The organism is Boseongicola aestuarii (assembly GCF_900184815.1).
GTDB classification, from domain to species: Bacteria; Pseudomonadota; Alphaproteobacteria; order Rhodobacterales; family Rhodobacteraceae; genus Boseongicola; species Boseongicola aestuarii.
Window position 1 is genome coordinate 399,617 of the sequence record NZ_FXXQ01000001.1, and the last position, 23,815, is coordinate 423,431.

At 60.4% G+C, this 23,815-nt stretch carries 27 protein-coding genes and 1 tRNA gene; 14 read left to right on the forward strand and 14 right to left on the reverse strand.

The annotated features are described in order from the left end of the window. Nucleotides 1–17: 17 nt before the first annotated feature. The 5 genes from BOA8489_RS01945 to BOA8489_RS01965 form a co-directional block, all read right to left on the reverse strand. Complete coding sequence (locus BOA8489_RS01945) at nucleotides 18–1,865, reverse strand: PhoX family protein (RefSeq protein ID WP_093972278.1); 1,848 nt, start codon at nucleotides 1,863–1,865, stop codon at nucleotides 18–20. A gap of 192 nt (nucleotides 1,866–2,057) precedes the next feature. Next, on the reverse strand, nucleotides 2,058–2,561 hold the full coding sequence (gene rpsI, locus BOA8489_RS01950) for a 30S ribosomal protein S9 (protein ID WP_093972279.1): 504 nt from the start codon (nucleotides 2,559–2,561) through the stop codon (nucleotides 2,058–2,060). A 4-nt stretch (nucleotides 2,562–2,565) separates the two neighbouring features. Beyond that, nucleotides 2,566–3,024, reverse strand: coding sequence for a 50S ribosomal protein L13 (gene rplM, locus BOA8489_RS01955; RefSeq protein WP_093972280.1), 459 nt, complete (start codon nucleotides 3,022–3,024; stop codon nucleotides 2,566–2,568). A gap of 343 nt (nucleotides 3,025–3,367) precedes the next feature. Next, on the reverse strand, nucleotides 3,368–5,173 hold the full coding sequence (locus BOA8489_RS01960) for an ABC-F family ATP-binding cassette domain-containing protein (RefSeq protein ID WP_093972281.1): 1,806 nt from the start codon (nucleotides 5,171–5,173) through the stop codon (nucleotides 3,368–3,370). A 134-nt stretch (nucleotides 5,174–5,307) separates the two neighbouring features. Then, the gene (locus BOA8489_RS01965) at nucleotides 5,308–6,084 is read right to left on the reverse strand and encodes a GNAT family N-acetyltransferase (RefSeq protein WP_245813623.1); all 777 of its coding nucleotides are present in this window, start codon (nucleotides 6,082–6,084) and stop codon (nucleotides 5,308–5,310) included. Between the two features lie 81 nt (nucleotides 6,085–6,165). Here BOA8489_RS01965 and msrB point away from each other — a divergent pair, with 81 nt between their 5' ends. Continuing rightward, entirely contained in the window at nucleotides 6,166–6,570 is a 405-nt protein-coding gene (msrB, locus tag BOA8489_RS01970; RefSeq protein WP_093972282.1) for a peptide-methionine (R)-S-oxide reductase MsrB, read from the forward strand. Here msrB and BOA8489_RS01975 read toward each other — a convergent pair. After that, nucleotides 6,567–7,022 (reverse strand): outer membrane protein assembly factor BamE, encoded by a 456-nt coding sequence (locus BOA8489_RS01975; protein ID WP_093972283.1) that lies wholly within the window; start codon nucleotides 7,020–7,022, stop codon nucleotides 6,567–6,569. The genes msrB and BOA8489_RS01975 overlap by 4 nt on opposite strands. A 78-nt stretch (nucleotides 7,023–7,100) precedes the next feature. Between BOA8489_RS01975 and BOA8489_RS01980 the strand changes: the two genes are divergently transcribed. The 8 genes from BOA8489_RS01980 (at nucleotide 7,101) to BOA8489_RS02015 (ending at nucleotide 12,542) form a co-directional block, all read left to right on the forward strand. Next, nucleotides 7,101–7,643 carry a YceD family protein gene (locus BOA8489_RS01980; protein ID WP_093972284.1) on the forward strand — a complete coding sequence of 181 codons (543 nt, stop codon included), beginning with the start codon at nucleotides 7,101–7,103 and terminating at the stop codon, nucleotides 7,641–7,643. 145 nt (nucleotides 7,644–7,788) lie between these two features. Further along, nucleotides 7,789–7,995 (forward strand): 50S ribosomal protein L32, encoded by a 207-nt coding sequence (gene rpmF / locus BOA8489_RS01985; protein ID WP_093972285.1) that lies wholly within the window; start codon nucleotides 7,789–7,791, stop codon nucleotides 7,993–7,995. A 27-nt stretch (nucleotides 7,996–8,022) separates the two neighbouring features. Next, nucleotides 8,023–9,129, forward strand: a complete 1,107-nt coding sequence (gene plsX, locus BOA8489_RS01990; RefSeq protein ID WP_093972286.1) for a phosphate acyltransferase PlsX — start codon at nucleotides 8,023–8,025, stop codon at nucleotides 9,127–9,129. Next, entirely contained in the window at nucleotides 9,126–10,097 is a 972-nt protein-coding gene (locus tag BOA8489_RS01995; RefSeq protein ID WP_093972287.1) for a beta-ketoacyl-ACP synthase III, read from the forward strand. Before plsX ends, BOA8489_RS01995 begins: the two co-directional genes overlap by 4 nt. Nucleotides 10,098–10,187: 90 nt before the next feature. After that, nucleotides 10,188–10,490, forward strand: a complete 303-nt coding sequence (gene ihfA, locus BOA8489_RS02000; protein ID WP_093972288.1) for an integration host factor subunit alpha — start codon at nucleotides 10,188–10,190, stop codon at nucleotides 10,488–10,490. 9 nt (nucleotides 10,491–10,499) lie between these two features. Next, nucleotides 10,500–11,261, forward strand: a complete 762-nt coding sequence (locus tag BOA8489_RS02005; protein WP_093972289.1) for a MerR family transcriptional regulator — start codon at nucleotides 10,500–10,502, stop codon at nucleotides 11,259–11,261. A 78-nt stretch (nucleotides 11,262–11,339) separates the two neighbouring features. Beyond that, a tRNA-Pro gene (locus tag BOA8489_RS02010) sits at nucleotides 11,340–11,416 on the forward strand. A gap of 49 nt (nucleotides 11,417–11,465) precedes the next feature. After that, on the forward strand, nucleotides 11,466–12,542 hold the full coding sequence (locus tag BOA8489_RS02015) for a 2'-deoxycytidine 5'-triphosphate deaminase (protein ID WP_093972290.1): 1,077 nt from the start codon (nucleotides 11,466–11,468) through the stop codon (nucleotides 12,540–12,542). A 409-nt stretch (nucleotides 12,543–12,951) separates the two neighbouring features. Here the strand turns inward: BOA8489_RS02015 and BOA8489_RS20320 are convergent, their stop codons facing one another. From BOA8489_RS20320 to argS, 6 genes are all read right to left on the reverse strand, one after another. After that, nucleotides 12,952–13,116, reverse strand: a complete 165-nt coding sequence (locus BOA8489_RS20320) for a hypothetical protein (protein ID WP_176440176.1) — start codon at nucleotides 13,114–13,116, stop codon at nucleotides 12,952–12,954. Between the two features lie 5 nt (nucleotides 13,117–13,121). Continuing rightward, nucleotides 13,122–13,775 carry an SMC-Scp complex subunit ScpB gene (gene scpB, locus BOA8489_RS02025; protein ID WP_245813624.1) on the reverse strand — a complete coding sequence of 218 codons (654 nt, stop codon included), beginning with the start codon at nucleotides 13,773–13,775 and terminating at the stop codon, nucleotides 13,122–13,124. After that, complete coding sequence (locus BOA8489_RS02030) at nucleotides 13,768–14,550, reverse strand: segregation and condensation protein A (protein WP_093972292.1); 783 nt, start codon at nucleotides 14,548–14,550, stop codon at nucleotides 13,768–13,770. The genes scpB and BOA8489_RS02030 overlap by 8 nt, the downstream gene beginning before the upstream one ends. A gap of 1 nt (nucleotide 14,551) precedes the next feature. After that, nucleotides 14,552–15,556 carry a beta-N-acetylhexosaminidase gene (gene nagZ / locus BOA8489_RS02035; RefSeq protein WP_093972293.1) on the reverse strand — a complete coding sequence of 335 codons (1,005 nt, stop codon included), beginning with the start codon at nucleotides 15,554–15,556 and terminating at the stop codon, nucleotides 14,552–14,554. Between the two features lies 1 nt (nucleotide 15,557). Next, nucleotides 15,558–16,469 carry an SPOR domain-containing protein gene (locus BOA8489_RS02040; RefSeq protein WP_093972294.1) on the reverse strand — a complete coding sequence of 304 codons (912 nt, stop codon included), beginning with the start codon at nucleotides 16,467–16,469 and terminating at the stop codon, nucleotides 15,558–15,560. 81 nt (nucleotides 16,470–16,550) lie between these two features. Further along, nucleotides 16,551–18,275: an arginine--tRNA ligase gene (argS, locus tag BOA8489_RS02045; protein WP_093972295.1), complete on the reverse strand. Its 1,725-nt coding sequence runs from the start codon at nucleotides 18,273–18,275 to the stop codon at nucleotides 16,551–16,553. Nucleotides 18,276–18,378: 103 nt separating this feature from the next. Between argS and BOA8489_RS02050 the strand changes: the two genes are divergently transcribed. Further along, complete coding sequence (locus tag BOA8489_RS02050; RefSeq protein WP_141138211.1) at nucleotides 18,379–18,882, forward strand: GNAT family N-acetyltransferase; 504 nt, start codon at nucleotides 18,379–18,381, stop codon at nucleotides 18,880–18,882. Between the two features lie 11 nt (nucleotides 18,883–18,893). Here BOA8489_RS02050 and BOA8489_RS02055 read toward each other — a convergent pair whose 3' ends face one another. Then, nucleotides 18,894–20,033 (reverse strand): deoxyguanosinetriphosphate triphosphohydrolase, encoded by a 1,140-nt coding sequence (locus BOA8489_RS02055; RefSeq protein WP_093972297.1) that lies wholly within the window; start codon nucleotides 20,031–20,033, stop codon nucleotides 18,894–18,896. 78 nt (nucleotides 20,034–20,111) lie between these two features. Between BOA8489_RS02055 and BOA8489_RS02060 the strand changes: the two genes are divergently transcribed. Both BOA8489_RS02060 and BOA8489_RS02065 read left to right on the forward strand, forming a co-directional pair. Further along, nucleotides 20,112–20,438, forward strand: a complete 327-nt coding sequence (locus tag BOA8489_RS02060; protein WP_093972495.1) for a HesB/IscA family protein — start codon at nucleotides 20,112–20,114, stop codon at nucleotides 20,436–20,438. 42 nt (nucleotides 20,439–20,480) lie between these two features. Continuing rightward, on the forward strand, nucleotides 20,481–20,852 hold the full coding sequence (locus tag BOA8489_RS02065) for a SpoIIAA family protein (RefSeq protein ID WP_093972298.1): 372 nt from the start codon (nucleotides 20,481–20,483) through the stop codon (nucleotides 20,850–20,852). Nucleotides 20,853–20,958: 106 nt separating this feature from the next. Here the strand turns inward: BOA8489_RS02065 and BOA8489_RS02070 are convergent, their stop codons facing one another. After that, nucleotides 20,959–21,588 carry a GNAT family N-acetyltransferase gene (locus BOA8489_RS02070; protein ID WP_093972299.1) on the reverse strand — a complete coding sequence of 210 codons (630 nt, stop codon included), beginning with the start codon at nucleotides 21,586–21,588 and terminating at the stop codon, nucleotides 20,959–20,961. Nucleotides 21,589–21,852: 264 nt separating this feature from the next. Between BOA8489_RS02070 and BOA8489_RS02075 the strand changes: the two genes are divergently transcribed. Both BOA8489_RS02075 and xth read left to right on the forward strand, forming a co-directional pair. Next, nucleotides 21,853–22,668 (forward strand): DUF2189 domain-containing protein, encoded by an 816-nt coding sequence (locus BOA8489_RS02075; RefSeq protein ID WP_093972300.1) that lies wholly within the window; start codon nucleotides 21,853–21,855, stop codon nucleotides 22,666–22,668. A gap of 338 nt (nucleotides 22,669–23,006) precedes the next feature. Next, entirely contained in the window at nucleotides 23,007–23,789 is a 783-nt protein-coding gene (xth, locus tag BOA8489_RS02080) for an exodeoxyribonuclease III (protein WP_093972301.1), read from the forward strand. Nucleotides 23,790–23,815: the final 26 nt, after the last annotated feature.

Sequence of the window (23,815 nt, forward strand, 5' to 3'; positions counted from 1 at the left end):
CCCTACTCACAAGCTTCTCACCCGACAGTCTGACCGTCATCCCTCCAGACCGAAATCACAGCCGAACGCGGCTTGCCCGCGCCGTCCGGCCAGCTTCCGCCCGGATGCTGCACACCGACAAAGGCCACTTTGCGATCTGACGACCATGTCAGACCTGTCACTTCCGAACCATTCGGCGCCGTCATGAACCGGACGATCTCGCCCGTTTCGGCATTGCCGACAAGCATCTGGTTGTTGCCCATACCGGCAAAGTATTCGGCATTGTCGTCATCACCGTCGGTCTGGATCCAAAGCATGCCCTTGCTGTCGAACGCCATCCCGTCGGGCGAATTGAACATGTTGCCTGCGTTGATGTTTGCCGAACCACCGTATTCGTTGGTGTAGACCTCGGGGTTGCCAGCCATGACATAAAGATCCCACTGGAAATCCGTCGCGCCATGATCGCCGCCGGCAGGCGTCCAGCGAACAATCTGACCATAATGGTTCGTCTCGCGCGGGTTCGGCCCGTTTACAGAGGTATCATCGCCGCCCGCATTGGGCTTCACCCCTCGGTTGCGGTTGTTGGTCAGCGCGCAATAGCCCTCGGCCTTCAGAGGATTGCAGGCAATCCACTCTGGCCGGTCCATCGTCGTCGCCCAGACCCGGCTACCCGCCATCCGCGAGAAGATCAGGATGTCCTCGATCGACATACCCGTGGTTTGCGGCGTCAAAGCCAACCACTCGCCGGTCATGTTCTCATAGAACTTGGCGACATACAGCGTGCCGTTCGAGAGCAACCCATTGGTCCGTTGCCCCTCTGACCAGCTTGCATCCGAAACGTACTTGTAGATGAACTCGCCGCGCTCGTCGTCGCCCATATAGACCACGATCCGACCGTCCGCGGCCTGAACCATCTCGGCGTTTTCATGTTTGAATCGCCCCAAAGCGGTGTGCTTCACCGGCGCAGACGTCGGGTCGGACGGGTCAATCTCGGTCACCCAACCATGACGATGCGGCTCGTTCGGTTCGGCAGAAATGTCATACCGCGGATCGAACTTCTCATAGGCATACCGCCCCTCGCCGCCGATCCCATACCGCGTATATCCTGCCTCAAGCGATGCTTCGGTCGCACCCGTGGCCCCGAAATAGCCGTTGAAATTTTCCTCGCAGGTCAGATACGTGCCCCAAAGCGTGGTCCCCGACCCGCAGTTGTTCATCGTGCCCAGGGGCGACATGCCCGCCGGACCGTCCATCGTCATCTGCGTTTCATGGGTGATCCGCCGGTTATACGGGCTGTCGACGACAACCTCGTACCCATTGCCCTGATCCGCCACTTCCAGCACCGTCACACCCTGAAGGTTCTTCAGCAAGGTGACCTCGTCCGCTGATTGCGGCACACCGTCCGACGCCGCTGGCAGGTTTATCTTCGGGTTCACATATTCCGAGTTGATCGCCAGAATCTCGCGCCCGTCGATGTTGAACAACTCCATGCCGTCGGTATTCTCTCCGAACACCTTGTCCGACATTTCAACCGAGACACCGTTTTCCGCCGAGTACGCGCCTTTGGCTTCGGAAAACAACGGATCCCCCCAGCGCACCAGTGGCTTCCATGAATATCCCTCTGGCACATGCACCTCGAAATCCGTGGCAATCCCGATCGGCGTGAATGGAAACGCGTGTGCGGCAGCCGAAGCCGTCCCCGCCGAGCCAAAAAGTCCCGAACCAAAAACCGTCGCCCCCGAGCCGAACGCCAGAACGCCCCCCAAAAACCCGCGCCGAGAGATCGCAGCATCCACAACGGCGTCAAAATCATTCGCCGGCGAACGCGGATCACGCGCCTCATCGAAATCGTCCCAGGACAAATCGCTTAATGTCTTATCAACCATGTTCGTATCCCTGATGTTGAACCCAATGCATCGCCCCGGCAGTCAGGGGCGCGCATCACATGAAGGAGACGCTAATTTGGCAGTATTAAATCGGTGTGACGGTTGTGTAGACCTTTCGTGACACGCGAGGCCCGCAACGAAAAAGGCCGCCCCAACCGGAGCGGCCCTTTCCAAACTTTCGTGTCGAAAAACTTAGCGCTTCGAGAACTGGAAGCTCTTACGCGCTTTCGCTTTACCGTACTTCTTACGCTCAACCACACGGCTGTCGCGTGTCAGGAAGCCAGCAGCTTTCAAGGCCCCGCGAAGCGATGGATCATAAAGCTGAAGTGCCTTCGAAATCCCGTGCTTCACCGCACCGGCCTGACCGGAAAGACCACCGCCCTTGACCGTCGCCATCACGTCGAACTGGCCCTCGACGCCAGCAATCGTGAACGGCTGGCGCAGGATCATCTGCAAAACGGGGCGTGCGAAATACACGGCCATTTCACGTCCATTGACCACGACCTTGCCCGAACCCGGCTTGATCCAGACGCGTGCGACCGCGTCCTTGCGCTTGCCTGTTGCATAGGACCGGCCAAGTTCGTCGCGAACTGGCTCGTATGTGATCTGCGTTTCGGTGACAGCCTTGGGAGCCTCTGCAGCGCCTTCAGCCACGACGTCCTTCAGGTCGTCCAGCGTTTTGATATCTTCTGCCATGGACTTAGCTCCGGGTGTTCTTGCTGTTCATGGACTTCACATCCAGAACTTCAGGTGACTGTGCTTCATGCGGATGCTCGGCACCTGCATAAACGCGAAGGTTGGTCATGACGCTGCGGCTCAGCTTGTTGCCGGGCAGCATCCGCTTGACGGCCTGCATGACAACACGCTCAGGATGCGCGCCTTCGAGGATTTGACCGGTGGTGCGGGACTTGATGCCGCCCGGAAAACCAGTGTGCCAATAGTTCGGCTTGTCGCGCTTGTTGCCCGTCAGCTGAATCTTGTCGGCATTGATCACGATCACGTTGTCGCCCATATCCATGTGCGGTGTGAACGTCGCCTTGTGTTTACCACGCAGGCGCATGGCGATAATCGAGGCAAGACGGCCCAGAACAACGCCCTCGGCGTCGATCAGGATCCAGCTTTTCTCGATATCAGCCGGTGTTGCTGTGAATGTCTTCATCGTGTCTACCCTTCGGGGGTTGAATTGGATGAGCGGTATCTAAAGGTTTTCCACCCACAGTCAACACCGATATATTCTAATAAATCAATCAAAAACAGTTGCTTACAAATTAGGTATAATAATACCCCATGATTTGAGCCGCCAAGTTTCCATATCGGAAACGCTCCGTTCCCACAAACTGATCCCCGCTTCCTTGCTTTGGCCACTTTCGACACGCATTTTAAAGGAATTGTTTGTTTGATAAGTATCCGGAGTACCCGATGACCCAGTACATCTTTCTCTTCACCGTCGCCCTCGGAATGTGTCTCGGAGCCTATGCGCTGACCTGAGCACCCCGGCAGGCCTACCCGCCCGCCTTTTCTTCCAGCATCAGCCATTCGTCCTCGGCTTGCGATAACTTCTCATGCCGCTCGACCAGGGCATCGCTGGCCTTGGCGAATTTCGCAGGCTCGCGCGTGAACAAATCCGCGTCCGACAAAAGCCCTTCCAGCTTGGCAATCTCTGCCTGAAGCCGTTCGATGACACCCGGCAGTTCGTCCAGACGGTGCCGCTCGGTGAAGCTCAACCCCCCCGACGACCCCTTCGAGCGCGCGCCCGTCTTGCCCGCCTTTACAGGCCCCGCCGTCACCGACACCTCGGCCAGTTCCCGCTTGGGCGCATAATCTGACCAGCCCCCCGCATGCACGACGACACGCCCGTTGCCTTCCATCGCGACAGTCGTCGTCGCGACCCGATCCAGAAAATCCCGGTCGTGGCTGACCAGCAAAACCGTGCCGTCATAGTCGCCCAGAATTTCCTGAAGCAAATCCAGCGTCTCGATATCCAGATCATTTGTCGGCTCGTCCAGAACCAGAACATTTGACGGCTTCGCCATGATCCGCGCCAGCAACAACCGCGCCTTCTCGCCACCCGACAAAGACCGCACGGGTGCCCGCGCCTGCGCCTCATCGAACAGGAATTCCTTCAGATATCCCACCACATGCTTCGGCGTGCCGCGCACCATCACCTGATCGGCGCGCCCCGAAACCCGCATCTCGCGATCACCGATAAGACTCTCCCAAAGCGTCGCATCCGGGTCCAAGGCCTCGCGGCGCTGATCGAACACCGCCATCTCGATATTCGTTCCCAGGGTCACGGTCCCCACATCCGGCTGGGCCTGCCCGGTCAGCACATTGATCAACGAGGTCTTGCCGACCCCGTTCGGTCCCACAAATGCTACCCGATCCCCCCGCGCCACCCGCAGCGAGAAGTCTTTCACGATGGTCTTACCGCCCAACTCCAGCGACACGCCCTTCGCCTCGATGACCCGCTTTCCCGACTTCGCCCCGGCCTCAATCTCCATCGCCGCCGTGCCCTGCCGCCGGATCTGAGACGCCCGCTCCTCGCGCAATTCCTGCAATGCGCGCACGCGTCCCTGATTACGCTTCCTGCGCGCTGAAATCCCCTCAACCGCCCATCGCGCTTCCGCCTTGATCTTGCGGTTCAGCTTGTGGCGCGCAATGTCTTCTTCTTCCCAGGTCTTGTCACGCCAGGCTTCAAAGGCATCGAACCCCTGCTCCTGCCGACGCACCTCGCCGCGATCGATCCACAAGGTCGCCCGCGTCAACGCGCGCAAAAACGCCCGGTCGTGCGAAATGACAATGAAGGCGGACTTGGTCGACGCCAAATGGCTCTCCAACCAGGAAATCGCCTCGATATCGAGATGGTTCGTCGGCTCGTCCAGACACATCAGGTCCGGCGCTTCCGCGATCAACTTCGCCAAAGCCGCCCGCCGCCGCTCGCCGCCCGAAGCCGCCTCGACTTTCGTGTCGGGATCGAACTTCAACTTCTCGGCCACCGCTTCCACACGCCACAAATCCGACGGATCCATATCGCGCAACGCATAATCCCCAAGCGTCGCACAGCCCCGCATCTCGGGCTCCTGCGCCATATAGCCAACCGAATTGCCCGGAGCCACGACTCGCGTGCCGCTGTCCGGCTCAACCAACCCGGCCATGACCTTCATCAAGGTCGACTTGCCCGAGCCATTCCGACCCACCAAAGCCAGACGATCGCCAGCATGAACCGTCAGGGACATGTCGTCGAAAACCGGATCGCCGCCGAAGGTCAGCGAAATCTCGGAAAGCTGTAAAAGAGGTGCGCGCGCCATGCGCCTCCGCTATCCACGATCGTAAGCGCCGTCAACGCCCCTTCACCCTTTCCCAAATACCACGGGGTGAGCGCAGCGAGGGGCAGAGCCCCAAATACGCCAGCCGCCCCCGCACAGGAACGCGAACCACCGCCTCAAACCGCGCCGGCCGCCGCCCTGATCGCCCGCGCCCGTGCTTCCGGTATCGCCGCGATCTCCAGCCCGGTAAACACATGCATCGTGCCCAGATCGGGGTCCACTACCGCATGATCGCTGACCCAGCCGCCCATCGTCAGATACGACCGCAACAACGGCGGCATGACCTTCAGGGCCCGCACCCGATCCAGCCCATCCGGCACATCCCTGTCGAACCGGACGATATCCGGCGCCCGCCTGCCCGGCGCCCAGTCGACCGGCGCCAGAAACTGCGCCCGCAGCAACGCCAGAGCATCGAAATACTGCGCAGGCTCTGTCCCCGAAAACGACGCGCACCCGAACAACATCTGCACGTCATCCTCATCGACCAGACGCGCCATCCCGCCCCACGCCGCGCGCAAAATGTCCGGATCACTCACATCCGGCGAAATGCAGAACCGCCCCAACTCCATCATCGCAAAAGGATAGGCCTGCAATGCCGCAAGGTCATAGGACTGCGCGGCATAACTCCGCGCGATCTCGGCCCCCGAACCCAGCGACAAAAGTCGAAAAGTCGCAACGACTTCTCCGTCCGCAAGGCGCACGATCACCATATGCCGGCAAAGCACGTCAAAGGCGTCCCGGTCCGACCCGCCGCCGCGAAACACCCGCCCCCGAAGCGCCAAGGCCGCCTCGAAATCGTCCTCGCTGTCGACAAATCGAACCTTGTAGCGCGTCGGGTAACGCGCTTGTGTGCGCAAAGGCGAGACGCTCTCATGTGCCACCAGTTGGTTCAACCGCCCATCGCCCCTAGATAATGATCCAGACAACACTGGCACAGAATGCGTGACGGTGAAACGACACGAAGGGCAAAAGACATGGAAAAAGTCATCAAATCGGACGCAGAATGGCGGAACCAACTCGACGATCTCGAATTCAAGGTCCTCAGGAAGCACGGCACCGAACGGGCGTTCTCCAACGACGACTTCCCCAAAGACCCCGGCACCTACACCTGCAAGGGCTGTGGCGCGCCGCTTTTCGATCAGGCCCACAAGTTTGACAGCGGCACGGGCTGGCCTTCGTTTTATCAGCCCATGGATGACGAAATGGTCGGTGAAAGCGAAGACAACGGATTTTTCATGCGCCGCACCGAAGTCCACTGCAACCGCTGCGACGGCCACCTCGGCCACGTCTTCCCCGATGGCCCGGCACCGACTGGCTTGCGCTACTGCATCAATGGAGTGTCGCTCGACTTTCAGCCGGACGAGGCGTCCGATACCTAGTTTTCGTTGATCAATGTCGCCGGATCGAAATTCCCAAGGTTACCGAACAACTGCCGCAGGAAACTGATCCCTTGCGTATTGGCGTCGGTCACACGACGGTTGAGGGCCACGACCCGGCCCTCTTCCAGACCGAACCGCTCGATGTTGCGCACCACACCCGCCTCGTCGAATGTGATCGCCACAACCTGACGGTCGACCTCAACCGGCGCGCGCCACAGAAACCGTTCGTAATCCGAGCGCACATAATACCAGCCCAGATCATCAACGATCCCGCGCGTTCCGGGCTGGCCCAAAGTCAAACCGATGATGTCCTTGGTGTCGCGCCCGACCACGACACCTTCCAGCGCCGACGGCTCCGGCACATAACCATGCCCGCTTTCAAGCCGCGCGCAGGCCGTCGTCGTCAGAACCAACGCACCAAGAATGACTGCTTTTGCAATAAACCGACCCACGTCCCACCTCTTGTCAACCGGCCTCGCGCCGCCTAATCGGCATAACCACCTATCGACACCGGATCAAGGAGCGACCCGATGACGGCTCAAACCCTACGCCTCGGCGATTTGAAACGCAAAACCGAGTTCGACCTCAAACCAAATGCCACCGAACGTGATGCAATCGCCAAACGGCTGGGAATCACCGGGGTGAAGAAACTGACCTTCACAGGCAGCTTGTCGCCCTTGGGCAAATCGGACTGGGAACTTCACGCGCGTCTCGGGGCGACCGTGGTGCAGCCCTGCGTCGTCACGCTTGACCCCGTGACCACCCGCATCGACGAAGACACCAGCCGCCGCTACCTCGCCGACATGCCCGAAGCCCCCGATGCCGCCGAATTCGAAATGCCCGAAGACGACACCGCCGAAGCCCTGCCCGAAACTCTCGATCTTGCGGCGGTCATGGAAGAAGCGCTTGCTCTTGCGCTGCCCGCATGGCCGCGCGCACCCGGTATTGAACCCGTGGAAATCGCTGTCACAGAACCCGGTCAGACCCCGATGACCGACGACGATGCCAAACCCTTCGCGGCCCTCAAATCGTTGCAGCAAAAGCTCAATAACGACGACCCGGACAGCGCATGAAAACTCCCTTGCGTTCCAACGGAATCACAGTATGTTCCCGGCCTCGCTCGTAGATTTACGTTGGACAGGGCAGACGCAGTTGCGTATGACCACCCAAACCGTTGAAACCCGTGGGCCTTGCGCCCTGCTAACTTGAGGATGTGACATGGCTGTCCCTCAGAATAAGATCACCAAGTCGCGCCGGAACATGCGCCGTGCACACGACTCACTCGTACCCGGCAACCCTGCCGAGTGTCCAAACTGCGGAGAGCTGAAGCGCCCTCACCACGTCTGTGGTGCATGTGGCCACTATGCCGACCGCGAAGTTGTTGCTCAGGCCGACGAAATCGACCTGGACGACGACGCGGCGTAAGCGCCCCGTGCGCGCGCGCCCTTCGCGATGACGGCTGGTTCCGATCAAAGCAATTCCGGCGCGCGTAAGCGCACAATCATCTCTGTGGATGCAATGGGCGGCGACCAAGGGCCGCCCGCTGTCGTTTCCGGCATCGCCAAGAGTGCCGAAAAGAACCCCGATATCGGGTTCATCGTGCATGGCCGCGCCTCCGAAATCGAACCCCTGATCCAAAAAGCGGGCCTCGCCGGGCGTTGCGAAATCCGCGACATGCCCGAAGTCGTGACGATGGATGCCAAGCCCTCGATCGTCATGCGCAATGGCAAGAACACGTCGATGTGGTCGGCCGTAGACGCCGTAAAGAACGGCGAAGCCGGAGCGGTCGTCTCCTGCGGCAATACCGGCGCGCTCATGGCGGTATCGATGCTGCGCCTGCGCAAAATCCCCGGCGTCGACCGCCCCGCTATCGCTTGCCTCTGGCCGTCGCGCAACAAGGGCGGCTTCAACATCATGCTGGACGTCGGCGCAGACATCCGCGCTGACGAAAAAGACTTGCTGCAATACGCACTCATGGGCGGTTCTTACGCGCGCAACGGCCTCGATATCAAACGCCCGCGCATCGGCCTTTTGAACGTCGGCACGGAAGAACACAAAGGTCGCGCCGAAATCAAGGCAGCGCACGACCTCATCGCACAGGCCGCCCCTGCTGCCGAACTAGACTTCGTCGGCTTCGTCGAAGGCGGCGACATCCCGTCGAACCGCGTCGACGTCATCGTCACCGACGGCTTCACCGGCAATGTCGCGCTGAAAACCGGCGAAGGCACCGCAAGCCTCATCCGTGAACTCCTGCGCGAAGCCTTCAACGCCACGCCGCTGTCGAAATTCGCCGCCCTTCTCGCGCTTGGCAGCCTCAAACGCCTGACCAAACGCATTGATCCGCGCCGCGTCAACGGCGGCGTGTTCCTCGGCCTGAACGGCACCGTCGTCAAATCCCACGGCTCTGCCGACGCCACCGGCGTCTCCTCCGCGATCAAACTCGCGTTCCGCCTCGCCGAAAGCGGCTTCACCGAACGGCTTGCCGCGCGGGTTGCATCCTCCGGGATTGCGGTTCAGGATGACGCAAGCGTAACAAATAAAAACGAGCAGAACGCATGACAATACGCGCCCAGGTCCGCGGCGTCGGGCACTATCTGCCCAAACGGGTGGTGCCAAATAGCGAATTCGAAACGACCGTCGATACTTCGGATGAGTGGATTCGCTCGCGCTCGGGTATCGAACGCCGCCACTTCGCTGCCGACGACGAAACCACCTCCGACATGGCCACCGCCGCTGCCACGCGCGCGCTCGACATGGCTGGTCTGACAGCGGACGACATCGACGCGATCATCGTCGCAACTTCGACGCCCGACCTTACATTCCCGTCCGTCGCCACCATGGTTCAGGCCAAACTCGGCATGACCAAGGGCTTCGCCTTCGACGTGCAAGCCGTCTGCGCAGGCTTCGTCTTCGCAATGGCCAACGCCAACGCACTGATCATCTCGGGTCAGGCAAAGCGCGTCATCGTCATCGGGGCCGAAACCTTCAGCCGCATCATGGACTGGTCCGACCGCACCACAAGCGTTCTCTTCGGCGACGGCGCAGGCGCACTGATCCTCGAAGCCGCCACCGGCGACGGCACGACCAAAGATCGCGGCATCCTGTCCACGGACCTGAACTCCGACGGACGCCACAAGGACATCCTCTATGTCGACGGCGGCGTGTCCACGCAATCCACCGGCCATTTGCGCATGCAGGGCAAAGAGGTCTTCCGCCACGCCGTCGAAAAGCTCGCCTCCACCGCCCATACCGCACTAGAAAAGGTCGGGCTTGGCAGCGATGACATCGACTGGATCGTCCCGCACCAGGCCAACCTGCGCATCATCAAATCCACAGCGCAAAAGATGGGCGTGGAGCTTGATCGCGTCGTTCTGACCGTGCAGGACCACGGCAACACCTCGGCGGCATCGATTCCCCTTGCGCTCTCCGTCAGCGTCGAGCGCGGTCAGATTAAACCCGGCAATCTCATCGTCACCGAGGCCATCGGCGGCGGATTGGCGTGGGGAGCAGTGGTTCTGCGCTGGTAATCGCTCTTTAACGCCTTTTCTCAAGGCCTTGATATTGACTCGGAAATTCCCCCGGACCATTCTCGTGCGGAACGAAACGAGGGGAAAAGTATGAGCGAAAAGACTGTGACACGCATGGATCTCAGCGAAGCGGTGTTCCGCGAAGTTGGTCTCAGCCGTAACGAATCTGCCCAATTGGTAGAAGGCGTTCTCGCCCATATGTCTGACGCACTTGCCGCTGGCGATCAGGTGAAAATCTCCTCTTTTGGCACCTTCTCGGTCCGCGACAAAGCAGCCCGCGTCGGTCGTAACCCCAAAACCGGCCAGGAAGTCCCGATCCATCCGCGCCGCGTCCTGACATTCCGTCCGTCGCACCTGATGAAAGATCGCGTCGCAGCCGGCAACAAGAGCTAACCCAGCTCCATGGAAAAATCGCCTGACGCCTTCCGCACCATCTCGGAAGTGGCCGAGTGGCTCGATATCCCGACCCACGTCTTGCGCTTTTGGGAAAGCCGGTTTGCGCAAATCAAACCGGTCAAACGCGCGGGTGGCCGTCGCTACTATCGCCCCTCGGACATGCGCCTGATCGGCGGCGTGAAAACGCTGCTGCACGATCGGGGCATGACCATCCGTGGTGTGCAAAAAATTCTTCGGGAACATGGCGTTAAGCACGTTTCTTCATTTTCGCAGTCGCTCGATACAGAACTTGAAGACACCGTGGATGAGACGATCATCGACCACGCCCCGACGTCGTCTCAGCCGGCACCCGCCGCGCGCGAAACCTACGCCGCCGAACCCGCCCCGGACCCAGTGCCGGAAGAGGCGGACGAGGAAGAAAACGACCAGATCCAACCCGACATGTTCCCGTCCGCGGACGACCACGACGACCCTGTCCCCATGCCCAGCTTCGTGCCGTCGCGCACGCGGTCCGCGCCCACCCCCGAACCGAAGCCCGAACCAGACGCACCCGCAGCCGCGGCACCACCCGAGCCCGCCAAGCCGCGGATCCCGGCCACTCCGGATGTCTCCGACACCGACCCCGCCGATGACGATCCGTCATTCCCGGCCAACCCCGGCATCGCGGCGCGCCTGGCAACCCTGCCCACCGCACAACTCGCCGCACAAAAAGACACCCTGAAAGCCGCCCGAGACCGACTGCGCGCACTGCGCGACGCCGGCTCCTGACGTCCCACCGCACACCCTGACCCGGAAACCAAAACCACCCTTGCAGACGCCCGCCTTTTCGGTCAAACCCCCCCCAGTCGGGCTATGGCGCAGCCTGGTAGCGCGTCCGTCTGGGGGACGGAAGGTCGCAGGTTCAAGTCCTGCTAGCCCGACCAACACACCACAGCTCGCCCCCTCCGGCGGCACAAAACGACCCGAGGCACGATGAAACAGGGCGTTCTCACCGACACCGAAATCGCCGGAATGATCGAAAGCGGTAATATCGCCGCCGACCGCCCCTTCCAGCCCGGACAAATCCAGCCAGCCTCGCTCGATCTGCGCCTCGGCGCGCGAGCCTATCGCGTCCGCGCGTCTTTCCTCACCGGCAAAGACCGCACCGTCGCCGACCGGCTCTCCGATTTCACAATGCACAAGATCGACCTTTCGTCAGGCGCCGTGCTGGAAAAGGGTTGCGTCTACGTCGTGCCCCTCCTCGAAAGCCTCGCGCTGCCAGACGGCACATCCGGTGCGGCCTCCGCCAAATCCTCCATTGGCCGCCTCGATCTCCTCACCCGCATCATCACCGACCACGGCCATGAATTCGACCGCGTCCCCGACGGCTACACCGGTCCGCTCTACGTCGAAATTTGCCCCCAAAGCTTCTCGGTCATCGCCAAGACCGGCCAGATGCTGAACCAGATCATCTTCCGTCGCGGACAAACCGTCATAAGTGACAAGGACTTGAGCGACCTCCACGCCAAATCCCCCATTGTCTCGGGTGATGCGGTGATCTCAGGGGGCCTCGGCTTCTCTGTCGACCTCAAACCCGAAAACGGCACCCTTGTCGGATACCGCGCCAAACCCCACGCAGGCGTTATCGACCTCGAAAAACTCAACCACTATGATGCGTCCGACTACTGGGAAGAAGTGCGTACCGACACCGGCTGGATCATTCTCGACCCCGGCGCCTTTTATATCCTCGTCAGCCGCGAAGCCATTGTCATCCCCCCCGACCACGCTGCCGAAATGGCCCCCTACATTGCCATGGTCGGTGAATTCCGCGTCCACTACGCGGGCTTCTTCGACCCCGGCTTCGGATGGGCGGAAGCAGGCGGCACCGGCTCGCGCGGCGTGCTTGAGGTCCGCTGCCACGAAGCGCCTTTCGTCCTTGAACACGGCCAAATCGTCGGTCGTCTCGTCTACGAAAAAATGACCGAAGCCCCCAAGACGCTTTACGGCCGCGAGATCAAATCCAACTACCAGGGCCAGGGCCTCAAACTCTCAAAACACTTCAAAAGCTGATTTTTGGGTCCAAAAAATCCCCGGAGAGCGCCAGCGGCAGCAGAGTCCCCAAAACGCGCTCCCCTGACAATTGACCTCCAGCAACAGCCACTTCCGTCGATCACGGCCTGCCTCTTCGATCCGTGCAAAGTCGGAGCCGAATACGTCGCCTGCGCCATGTAAATCATGTCCCTCAGCGGGGCATCGCGCCTCCCGTTCGGACGCGCATCCGACATGGTTACAGACATCCCGGCCGAAGGTTTGAACCGTTTCCCCCCGTCTCTGGTATCGGAGCTTTTTGCGCAAAGGGTCCGGGCACATCTTTCCTGTCGCGACGCCCCTAGGGGCTATGTCGCAGACATCATCGCTGGCAGCGACATTCTCGATCAGCCAGCCAAGTATCTGGAATAAACGCCACGCCCGGAGCGCCTCAGAACCGGCCCGCCATCCGACCAAATCGCCGGGCAAGCTTCATCGTTTGCCCCGCTTTCTTCGCCCCCGGTGTCGGCGCCATACCCTTGTCTTTCATAGCCTTGCGCGCGCCCTGCATCACAAACCGCTGCAGCACCATTCGAATAAGTCTTTCAATATTCATCGGCTTCAATCCTCGTCCTCAAACATCTCGGCCTGATTCTCATCGTGCTCTTCATCCTCGCCCGGCAAAGGCTCACCCGGCGGCGGTCGGCTCTCCAACAATCCGGCGGCTCTGAGTTCCTTCACACCCGGCAGATCGCGCGCACTTTCCAGCCCGAAATGATCCAGAAAATCCTGCGTCACCACATAAGTCACCGGACGCCCCGGCGTCATCCGCCGACGTCCGAACCGGATCCACTCCAACTCCAACAACTGATCCACCGTCCCCCGAGACACCGAAACACCGCGGATTTCCTCGATCTCGGCCCGCGTGACAGGCTGGTGATAGGCGATGATCGCCAAAGTCTCGATAGCAGCACGGCTCAGTTTGCGCGTCTCGACCGTCTCCTTGCGCATCAGGAACCCAAGGTCCGGCGCCGTGCGCATCGCAAAGGCATCACCCACCTTTACCACCTGAACCCCGCGCCCCTCATAGCGTTTCTTCAGCATTTCAACGGCTTGCGCCCCGTCCGCCCCATGCGGCATTCGCGCGTTCATTTCCGAGATCGTCACAGGCTCGGCCGTTGCAAACAAGATCGCTTCGACCATCCGCTCCTGCTCGGCCAATGGCGGCGCTTCAAACAGGCTCTCGCCCGCGTCAACTTCGATCTCGTCAGACACGCGCCATCGCCTTGATCTGAATAGGGGCAAATGTCTCCGACTGCCGGATCTGAATGGCCCCCGCTTTCGCCAGTTCCAGCGATGCCGCAAAATGCGATGCCGTCGCCGAGCGCCGCCGCACCGGATCCGTCTCCCATCCTTCAGGCAACCACGACAGCAAATCCGTCCACTCGCCCGCAAACCCGATTAGCCCGCGCATGCGATCCAGCGCCTGTTCCAGCGTCATCACGTTGGCACGGTCCATCGCGTAGGGGCGAAACTCATCCTTCGTGCGGATTCGCGCATAGCCCTGCATCAGGTCCAACAGCGTCGCCGTATAACGCACCTTGCGAACCCGTGTCACATCCTCCGGCACGCCGCGCACAAAGAAATCGCGCCCCTTCTGATCCCGCGCCATCAGCTTGGCCGCCGCCTCGCGCATCGCCGACAAACGCTCCAGCTGAAACGCCAGATGCGCGGCCAGTTCCTCGCCCGAAGGTCCCTCATCGGCAGGGTCAGGTGGCAACAACAGGCGCGACTTCAAAAACGCCAGCCAGGCCGCCATCACCAGATAATCTGCCGCCAGTTCAATCCGCAGCGACTTCGCCTGATCGATAAACGCCAGATATTGCTCGGCCAATGCCAGAACCGAAATTTTACGCAGATCAACCTTTTGCGTGCGACTCAGCATCAACAAAAGGTCCAGCGGGCCTTCATAGCCATCGACGTCGACGATCAAAGCCTCTGCCGCAAGGCGGGCTTCGACGTCGTCAAAATCGGTGTCGCCGTCCGGCATATCAGGCTCCTTGCATCAGGGCCTCAAACTCAGCCTCAAGGGCCGGAATGTCAATATCCCTTGTGGTTCGACGCGCCGCCAACGCTATATCTGCGCGTTTTGCCGCCTCCGGCCCCATCCGCCCCAAGCCCGCGGCAATCGCCTCCATCTCACCGGCTTCACCATTGCAATGCAGCACCAGATCGCAGCCCGCCGCCAAAGCCGCCTGCCCACGCGTCACCACGTCCCCGGCAAGAGCGTTCATCGACACGTCATCGCTCATCAACAGCCCTGTCATCCCAAGTTGCTGCCGCAAATACGAAATCCCCGCCGCCGACTGCGTAATCGGCGCGGTCCCGTCAATCTCAGGTACCACGATATGCGCTGTCATCGCCATGCCCGTGTCCGCCAAAGCGCGGAAGGGCGCGAAATCCGTCGCCTTCAGTTCCGCCAACGGCACCTCGATCGTCGGCAAATCCTTGTGACTGTCCACCTGCGCCCGCCCATGCCCTGGCGCGTGCTTCAACACGGTCAAACAGCCGGCGTCCATCAGCCCCTCCGCACACGCCCGCGCCATCACGATCACCGTCTGCGCATCCCGCCCGTAGCAGCGGTTCCGCAAAAAGGCGTGCGTCTGCGGATACGCAATATCCCCGGACGGCGCACAATTCACATCGACCCCATGCGCCACCAACTCGGCGCCTATCAACGCTCCGCGCAAATACATCGCACGCACGCCCCGGCCCGGATCCTCAAACGCCTCGACCTGATCCAAAGGCGGCATCCATTCCCGCCAATGAGGCCCGCGCATCCGCTGCACACGCCCGCCTTCCTGATCGATCAGGATCGGCGCGTGCCAGCCCACGGCCTCCCGCAAGTCCCCCGTCAGACGACGAAGTTGCTCCGGTGTCTCACAATTGCGTTGAAAAAGGATGAACCCCCAGGGGTCGCCCTCACGAAAAAAGGTCGCCTCGTCCGGGGTCAGAAAAGGCCCGAGGGGCGCGAAAGTAAACGCGCCCCGGCTCACGTCATTCCTGTACGACAGGGATGCAATTCGCCCCGTCAGACACCAGCACGGCACAGAACCTACGCGCGTCCGACAGGTCTTCGAACCCCAGCGCACGCAGGCGCCAGAAGATCCGTCCACCTGTTTCCGCCTGCTGCACGACGCGCTCTTTGCCGACCATGTAGTCGCCGAAATTCGCCAACGCATTGGCCCATTCGGCCTTTGCCACGTCCTCACTGCCATAGGCACCAAGCTGCACCAGCCGCGTCCCCGGCGGAATTGTCGCCGGATCGATTGCACCCGTCACGTCGTTCATCACGTTCAGCGATGCCACCCGACGCCCTTCCGGCCGCTCCAATGGTCGCGGCGTCGCAGCCGGAGCCCCCGATCCCGCGCCCACAAGACTGACCGGTTGCGCCTCAAACAACGCCCCGGCATCCGCCAAAGCCGCGGCAACGGCCATGTCCGTCGCCGAGGGTTCGTTCATAACGGGTACCGTCTCGGCCAGAGTTTCGGCCTGCACTCCGTCATCGAAATCCGCCGCAGGCGCAACCTCGACCACCGATAAGACCTCCTCGACCGCCGGAGCCAACTCCGCCATCGCCAGGTCTTCATCTTCGTCAAACGTCGCCGGCGCAGGTGCCAGAACCACACGGTCGGTCACCTCCGACACGCGCTCCTCTGCAATCCGATTGACTGCCAAGCCTTGGAAATCATTCGCCAATCCGCCCGGCTCGGCCGGTGTGATCCGCATCGGCCCTTCCAGTGCGCGCACCACAGGTATCCCCGTCACGTCGCGCTGCCAAAGCTTCCAGCCCCAGGTTGCAAGCCCCACAATCAGCAAAATCGACAGGAAAGCGCCCGCCCAATTGATGATCGCTGTAAGCGAGCCGCCATCGCGGTCGCTTATCTCATTGAAATTGATAGCCGCCATTCTCTATGCCTCACTGTAGCCGCCGGTTGGTCCGACGTGCTTCAAACTGCTCTCGAAACTCGCAGCCGCGGCGCGCCTTTATCAGCGCATCTCTTCGACAGGAGTTACACCCAGAATACCCAATCCTGTTGAAATAACAACGGCTACGGCACGTGGTAGGGCGATTTTCGCCGCCGTGGCCGCACTGTCGCCCTCGTGAAGGAAGCGAAGCTGGGGTTTATCATTGCCCAGGTTCCAAAGCGCATGGAAATCCTGCGCCAGTTCATAAAGGTAAAACGCCACCCTGTGTGGTTCGTGATTGCGCGCCGCAATTTCCACCAGACGCGGCCATTCGGCGATCTTCATCGCCACGCGGAACTCGGCCTCGTCCTCCAACTTGGCGTTGTCGGAGTACTCCAAACCCATTTCTTCCGCTTTACGCATCACCGACCGGATCCGCGCATGTGCGTACTGCACATAAAACACCGGGTTCTCTTTCGACTGCTCAACGGCCTTGGCGAAATCGAAATCCAGAGGCGCGTCATTCTTGCGCGTCAGCATCACGAACCGCGCCACATCCGGGCCGACCTGCTCGACCACATCGCGCAACGTCACGAACGTACCCGCGCGCTTGGACATCTTGAACGGCTCGCCATCTTTATACAGCTTCACCAACTGCGTCAGCTTCACGTCCAAAGGCACCCGACCGTCCGACAAAGCCGAAACCGCTGCGTTCATCCGCTTCACGTAACCACCATGATCCGCGCCGAAAATGTCTATAAGCTCATCGAACCCGCGGTGTATCTTGTCCCAGTGATACGCAATGTCCGGCGCAAAATACGTCCACGCGCCATCCGACTTCATGATCGGGCGATCCACATCATCCCCATGCGCGGTCGAACGGAACAACGTCTGCTCGCGCGGCTCCCAATCCTCGGGCATCTTGCCCTTCGGCGGCTCCAGCACGCCCCTGTAAATCAGACCCTTGCTTTTCAGATCGTTGATCGCCTTTTCAATCAGCCCCGAACCGTAAAGCGACTTTTCACTGAAGAAATGGTCCATCTTGACGCCCAATGACGCCAAATCCGTGCGGATCAAATCCATCATCGCATCGGTCGCGAAATCGCGCACTTTCTCCAGCCAGACCTCTTCCGGCTTGTCCAGAAACTGATCCCCAAACTCGGCCTTCAACGCTTCGCCCACCGGCACCAGATAGTCGCCCGGATATAAACCCTCGGCGATCTCGGGGCTCAGCCCATGCGCCTCGCGATACCGCTCATAAGCCGAGCGCGCCAAGACATCGACCTGCGCACCACCATCGTTGATGTAATACTCGCGCGTCACATCATAGCCCGCGAAATCCAGCAGAGACGCCAAAGCATCCCCAAACACCGCCCCCCGCGTATGACCCACATGCAAAGGCCCCGTTGGGTTGGCGCTCACGTATTCGACGTTCACCTTCACACCCGCGCCCATGCCCGAATGACCGAACACCTTTCCGGAATCGATCGCTTCGGCCACAACGTCATGCCAGACATCCGGGTGCAGCCGCAGGTTCAGAAACCCCGGCCCCGCCACTTCGGCTACCGCAATCCGCCCATCCGTCGTCAGCCGCTCAGCCAGGATTTCGGCAATCGCGCGCGGCGGCTTCCCCGCTCCTTTGGCCAGAACCATCGCCGCATTCGTCGCCATATCTCCGTGCGAAGCATCGCGCGGAGGCTCCACTGCCACGTTCCCCCATGACAAGCCCGACGGAAGGTCTCCGTCAGCCACCATGGCATCCAGTGTTTCGATCACAGACGTGCGGATTTCAGCGAAAATGTTCATGTGCTTGCCTTTGGAATACGCTTTGCGGTTTACCACCTAGAAAAGGCGCGTCAACGCTGCGCAATTGTTTGACTTGGCCCGGCGCAATCGCCACGATCTCACCATGACACACCGCCTCGAATTTGTCGAAGCCATCCCCGACGGTTACCGCGACATTCTGATCGCCTATCTGACCGCGATTCTGCCTACATTCGAAGCCGTAAGCGGTATCAAAATCGACGCGGTCAAGATGGCGGACGAAACTCTCGCGAACCCGTCCTATCTCCTGCCACCCGCAAACCGCCTGCTCGTCGCCTACGACGACACCGACACACTGGTCGGCTGCGGCAGCCTAAGGCGCATCCGCCCGGACGCGGGCGAAATGAAGCGCATGTTCGTAGCAGCGTCCGCACGCGGCACCGGCCTTGGCCGCGCCATATTCGAAGAACGCATCGCCGAAGCCCGCCGCATGGGCCTCAAATGGCTCTACGCGGACACGGTCAAAGGCAACCGGCCCATGATCAATCTCTATGAAAAGGCAGGTTTCGACTACATCGACCGCTACCCCGAAAACGCCAACCCACCCGAGTTTGCGCCGCACCTCGTTTTCCTGCGCTGCGCGCTTTAAGACGCCCGACCCTATTTCCCGACAAACCGCTCATGGCACTGGATCGCGAAACGGTCCGTCATGCCGGCGATGTAGTCTGAAACCAGCCGCGCCAACTCCACCTCGCCCCGTGCCTCCTCGACGTCCTTGCGCCACTGCTTCGGCAACTTGTCAGGGTGCGCCATGAAAAACGGAAACAACTCCTCCACGACCTTCGTCACCTCCACCCGCATCGCCACCACAGACGGCGCGCGATACATCCGCTCAAACAGAAACGCCCTGATTACCTTTAGATCCTCGAAAATCTCCGGCGAAAACCGAATAATCTGAAACCCCGCCCGCCGGATATCTTCCGCCGACTTCGGCCCGATCTCCAACAAAGATTGCCGCGCCACCGCGATCACATCTTCCACCAAAATCCCGAAAAACCGCCGCAGGGCCTCATGCCGCCGCCTGTAATAATTCAACCCCGGATAGGCCGCATCCACCACGGCAAAACACCGGTCCAAAATCGGCAACTCCGCCAACTCATCCGTCGAAAACAACTCCGCGCGCAAACCGTCATGCAAATCATGATGGTTATAGGCCACATCGTCCGAAATCGCCGCCACCTGCGCCTCGGCACTGGCATAAGTGCCCAACTCCAAATCCCAATTCGCCTGACAGGCCGCCAAAGCCCAGGGTATGTCCCCCTCGACCGGCCCGTTGTGCTTGGCAATCCCCTCAAGCGTCTCCCACGTCAGGTTCAGCCCATCGAAATCCGCATAATGCCGCTCCAGATGCGTGATGATCCGAATGGCCTGCGCATTGTGATCAAACCCGCCATAAGGCGCCATCAAGGCCCCCAACGCATCCTCGCCCGTATGCCCGAAAGGCGTGTGCCCCAGATCATGCGCCAAAGCCACAGCCTCGGTCAGCTCCGCGTTCAGCCCCAAAGCCCCCGCGATTGTGCGCGCCACCTGCGCCACCTCGATCGAATGCGTCAGCCGCGTGCGGAAATAATCCCCCTCATGCTCAATGAACACCTGGGTCTTGTGCTTCAGCCGCCGAAACGCGCTGGCATGGATGATCCGGTCCCGGTCGCGCTGAAAACACGACCGGAATGCGCTTTCCTCTTCCACGAAAAGCCGCCCCCGACTGTCCTCGGGGTTTGATGCATAGGGCGCTCGCATATTCTGCCTGCGTCTTGTCCGCCTCTGTTGTCCCCCTTATATTCATGTTGAAGCACAGAAAGAAACCGGCACATGGATCTGAACATCCCACCCCGCGTGACACCCCGCGCCTTTGAACGCCTCGCCGAGATCAACGCGAACGCCGAGGCCCCCAAAGCCCTGCGCATCGCCGTCGAAGGCGGCGGATGCTCCGGTTTTCAATACAACATCGACCTCGACACACCGGCCGAAGGCGACACCATTCTCGAAGCCAACGGCCAAAAGGTCGTCGTCGACGAGGTCTCGCTGCCCTTCCTCGCCAACGCGGTGATAGATTTCTCCGAAGAACTCATCGGTGCGCGCTTCACCATCGAAAACCCCAATGCTTCCAGCTCTTGCGGCTGCGGGATCAGCTTCTCGATGTAAAACACGACCCGGCGCACCTCTCCCGAAGCGAAAGGAAAGCCCATGTTTACCCTCGACTGCGACGCAGGCGGCTTCGTGCGCCTCAACATTGGCGGCAAAATCGACGAAGCCGAAATGAAAGCTGGCCTCGAGGAATTCCTTAAAATCGTCCAAGCCGCCGACAAGACGGACTTCCTCTACACCATCAAGGATTTCGAATTTCCCGCCCTGCAAGCCATCGCAGTCGAATTCGGCTACCTCCCCCGCCTTTTCGCAAGCCTGCCCAAAATCGGCAAAGTCGCCGTCGTCGCCGATCAGGTGTGGCTGCGCAAAGCCGCCGATATCGAAGGCATGCTGATCCCCGGCCTCACCATCGAGACCTTTCCACCCGACGCCGAAGATGACGCGAAAGCGTGGCTTACCGGGACCGCCTGAGGCGGCCGCCGATTCTAAACACAGATGGCTGGCCTGCCGGACGAAGCAGCCGTTCAAACGAACTCACCATTCTTAATTCGGACCGCGTGGCGATCTCAAGTGCCGCTTACTTTTGCGCCGGGCGTAACATCGGGAACCGGGGCGGTGCGGAGCCAACCCGAACCTCTGCCAACAGTTTGAAACCGAAACGTTCATAAAGAGACATGTTCGCAGAATTCGTCGATTCCAAGTAGGCTGGCATCCCATCACGATCGACGAAAGTCAGACAGTGCTCCATGAGCTTTGCTCCAAGCCCGCGTCCCCGATATGCGGGGTCCACTGCTATCAGTCCAAGGTACCAGTGCGGCTCGCTTGGACAATAGGCTGCGCTTTGAGAGATCAGGGCTGGGAATTCGGCAGGAAAACTGTGACCGGAACCTTCGGACGGAGGTGCTGCCAGCGCAATCTCTTCAGAACGGTCGGTCTTTTTTGTGCCGGGCGGAAGCCAAACCGCAGCCCCCGCAAAATCACCAATTACATAGATCGTGCCCGCATTAAAAGCCTGGGAATACGCGCGCCTTGGATGCTTTGGGCTGTCCTGCAGGAAGTCCACTGACTTTGGCATCAACCAACGAACGAACGGGTCGGCTGAGAATGAGACTGACAGCAATGCGCCGAGAAGTTCCTCATCCTCCCATCCCCCTTGTCTGATCGTCGTTTCTTCCAAAGTGACCTCCAAAGAACGATATACGATCATGATACTTGTTGCCCTGAATACTCAAGCGATTGTTCTGCGATCCAAACGCACAAATGGGCTCAAACCAGCCATTCGCCGCACCTTGCCCGGCAACGCTCGACAAAGCACCGCGTCACCCAAACCCCACGCATCACGACACACCCCCCTTGCCCCAAACGCCCGCTTGCGCCAAATTCGAACCCGCATGCAGGACATCCGTCCCTTCGCCGCACCGCACAAATCCTGCCATCGGCGCAAACCCCATGCACCTTGAAGGATCGTGTCATGACATCCAACACCACCGGCTCCCCACCCCCAAATATCCCGACGCCGCCAGAACCCGCGGTCAAGATCAACACCGTCACCGCCGAGGATATCAAAGCCGCCCTCAAGGCGGGCTTCGCCGACTTCCTCGCACGCCCCGTCTTGAGCGGGTTTTTCGGCCTCTTTTACGCAGGGTTCGGGATCCTTTTCGTCTGGATCCTCGTCTCGCTCGGCCAGCTTTGGATGATCATCCCCGCCATCGTCGGCTTTCCCCTCGTCGCCCCCTTTGCCGCCGCCGGGCTCTACGAAATGTCGCGCCGCCTGCAAAAAGACGAGGCTTTCACATGGTCCGACATCCTCACGGTCATGGCCAACCAACGAAAGCGCGAAATGGGCTGGATGGCCTTTGTCACCCTCTTCGTCTTCTGGGTCTGGAGCTATCAGGTCCGGCTCTGGCTCGCGATCATCCTGCAAGATACGTCTTTCTCGGACTTCGGTGGCTTTCTCTCCATCGTCTTCTTCACCCCCGAAGGCTGGACCTTCCTCGCCATCGGCACAATCGCCGGCGCTGTCCTATCTGCCATCCTGTTCTCCCTCACGGTCGTCGCCATGCCCATGCTGCTTGAACGCGAGACAAACTTCGTCACCGCCATGGTCACCTCCGTGCGAGTCGTCACAGAAAACCCGCGCGTCATGCTGATCTGGGCCGCCATCATCTCGGTCACCATGCTTTTATCGCTGGTCCCCGCCTTTCTTGGCCTGATATTCACCCTGCCCATCCTCGGTCACACCACATGGCACCTCTACCAACGCGCCGTGCCCCCAGAGCCAGCCTGATCGCGCCACGCCGCGGCAGACCGGCACGAAATAATCCCACCCCTGCCCCATTCCCGCCATGTTCAATGGCATAGAATAAGCCATACTGTTTCTCAATCGGGACCAACGGCCTGAACCACCGCCCGATAAGATAGACAAGATAACCGATTTCCCTCGGTGCGCGCCGGTCTCTTTTCCTTCCCTCAAAGAGTCTGGCGCGCCAACCTCCCTCCCAACATCGTCCTAACCCTGCGCACGGTCGCACCGACGCAATACCGACGTAATACCGACGTCATACCGATACGCCCTTGAACCGCTCTGAAAACTCCCTCAAAACCAAAGGAACCCGGGGGAATTCCATGCGCATCGCGACCTTCAACATCAACGGCATCAAGGCCCGCATCGGCGCGCTTACAGACTGGCTGAACGAGCAAAAACCCGATGTCGCCTTCTTGCAGGAAATCAAATCCATCGATGAAAATTTTCCCCGCGAGCATTTCGAAGATCTCGGCTATACCGTTGAAACGCATGGACAAAAATCTTTCAACGGCGTCGCCATCCTCTCGCGCCTGCCGCTGGAAGATATCACCCGGGGCCTGCCGGGAGACGACACCGACGATCAGGCCCGCTGGATTGAAGCCACGGTGATCGGCGAAAAGAAACCCGTGCGCATCTGCGGCCTCTACCTGCCGAACGGCAACCCCGCACCTGGCCCGAAATACGATTACAAGCTCGCCTGGATGAGCCGCATGAAGATCCGCGCCCAAGCCCTTCTTAACACAGAAGAACCCGGCATCATGTGCGGCGACTACAACGTCATCCCCCAAGACGAAGACGCCGCCCGCCCCGACGCCTGGCGCGAAGATGCCCTCGCCCGCCCCGAAACCCGCGCCGCCTACCGCGAAATCCTCAATCTTGGCTTTACCGAAGCCTTCCGCGCTCGCACCCAAGGCCCCGATCACTACTCATTCTGGGACTACCAGGCAGGGGCCTGGAACCGCAACGACGGCATCCGCATCGACCACCACCTCCTCACCCCCCAAGCCGCTGATCTGCTTGAAAATTGCTGGATCGAAAGCGCCGTCCGGGGCCGGGAGAAACCCTCCGACCACGTCCCCGTCTGGCTCGAACTCGACGCTTGATGCCCTGCCACATTTTCGCCCGGACC

What these genes read in the sequence shown, in the direction of transcription:
- BOA8489_RS01945 (WP_093972278.1), bottom strand. Translation starts at nt 1,865, where the DNA reads ATGGTTGATAAGACATTAAGCGATTTGTCCTGGGACGATTTCGATGAG.
- rpsI (WP_093972279.1), bottom strand. Translation starts at nt 2,561, where the DNA reads ATGGCAGAAGATATCAAAACGCTGGACGACCTGAAGGACGTCGTGGCT.
- rplM (WP_093972280.1), bottom strand. Translation starts at nt 3,024, where the DNA reads ATGAAGACATTCACAGCAACACCGGCTGATATCGAGAAAAGCTGGATC.
- BOA8489_RS01960 (WP_093972281.1), bottom strand. Translation starts at nt 5,173, where the DNA reads ATGGCGCGCGCACCTCTTTTACAGCTTTCCGAGATTTCGCTGACCTTC.
- msrB (WP_093972282.1), top strand. Translation starts at nt 6,166, where the DNA reads ATGGAAAAAGTCATCAAATCGGACGCAGAATGGCGGAACCAACTCGAC.
- BOA8489_RS01980 (WP_093972284.1), top strand. Translation starts at nt 7,101, where the DNA reads ATGACGGCTCAAACCCTACGCCTCGGCGATTTGAAACGCAAAACCGAG.
- rpmF (WP_093972285.1), top strand. Translation starts at nt 7,789, where the DNA reads ATGGCTGTCCCTCAGAATAAGATCACCAAGTCGCGCCGGAACATGCGC.
- plsX (WP_093972286.1), top strand. Translation starts at nt 8,023, where the DNA reads ATGACGGCTGGTTCCGATCAAAGCAATTCCGGCGCGCGTAAGCGCACA.
- BOA8489_RS01995 (WP_093972287.1), top strand. Translation starts at nt 9,126, where the DNA reads ATGACAATACGCGCCCAGGTCCGCGGCGTCGGGCACTATCTGCCCAAA.
- ihfA (WP_093972288.1), top strand. Translation starts at nt 10,188, where the DNA reads ATGAGCGAAAAGACTGTGACACGCATGGATCTCAGCGAAGCGGTGTTC.
- BOA8489_RS02005 (WP_093972289.1), top strand. Translation starts at nt 10,500, where the DNA reads ATGGAAAAATCGCCTGACGCCTTCCGCACCATCTCGGAAGTGGCCGAG.
- BOA8489_RS02015 (WP_093972290.1), top strand. Translation starts at nt 11,466, where the DNA reads ATGAAACAGGGCGTTCTCACCGACACCGAAATCGCCGGAATGATCGAA.
- BOA8489_RS20320 (WP_176440176.1), bottom strand. Translation starts at nt 13,116, where the DNA reads ATGAATATTGAAAGACTTATTCGAATGGTGCTGCAGCGGTTTGTGATG.
- BOA8489_RS02030 (WP_093972292.1), bottom strand. Translation starts at nt 14,550, where the DNA reads ATGCCGGACGGCGACACCGATTTTGACGACGTCGAAGCCCGCCTTGCG.
- BOA8489_RS02040 (WP_093972294.1), bottom strand. Translation starts at nt 16,469, where the DNA reads ATGGCGGCTATCAATTTCAATGAGATAAGCGACCGCGATGGCGGCTCG.
- argS (WP_093972295.1), bottom strand. Translation starts at nt 18,275, where the DNA reads ATGAACATTTTCGCTGAAATCCGCACGTCTGTGATCGAAACACTGGAT.
- BOA8489_RS02050 (WP_141138211.1), top strand. Translation starts at nt 18,379, where the DNA reads ATGACACACCGCCTCGAATTTGTCGAAGCCATCCCCGACGGTTACCGC.
- BOA8489_RS02055 (WP_093972297.1), bottom strand. Translation starts at nt 20,033, where the DNA reads ATGCGAGCGCCCTATGCATCAAACCCCGAGGACAGTCGGGGGCGGCTT.
- BOA8489_RS02065 (WP_093972298.1), top strand. Translation starts at nt 20,481, where the DNA reads ATGTTTACCCTCGACTGCGACGCAGGCGGCTTCGTGCGCCTCAACATT.
- BOA8489_RS02070 (WP_093972299.1), bottom strand. Translation starts at nt 21,588, where the DNA reads ATGATCGTATATCGTTCTTTGGAGGTCACTTTGGAAGAAACGACGATC.
- BOA8489_RS02075 (WP_093972300.1), top strand. Translation starts at nt 21,853, where the DNA reads ATGACATCCAACACCACCGGCTCCCCACCCCCAAATATCCCGACGCCG.
- xth (WP_093972301.1), top strand. Translation starts at nt 23,007, where the DNA reads ATGCGCATCGCGACCTTCAACATCAACGGCATCAAGGCCCGCATCGGC.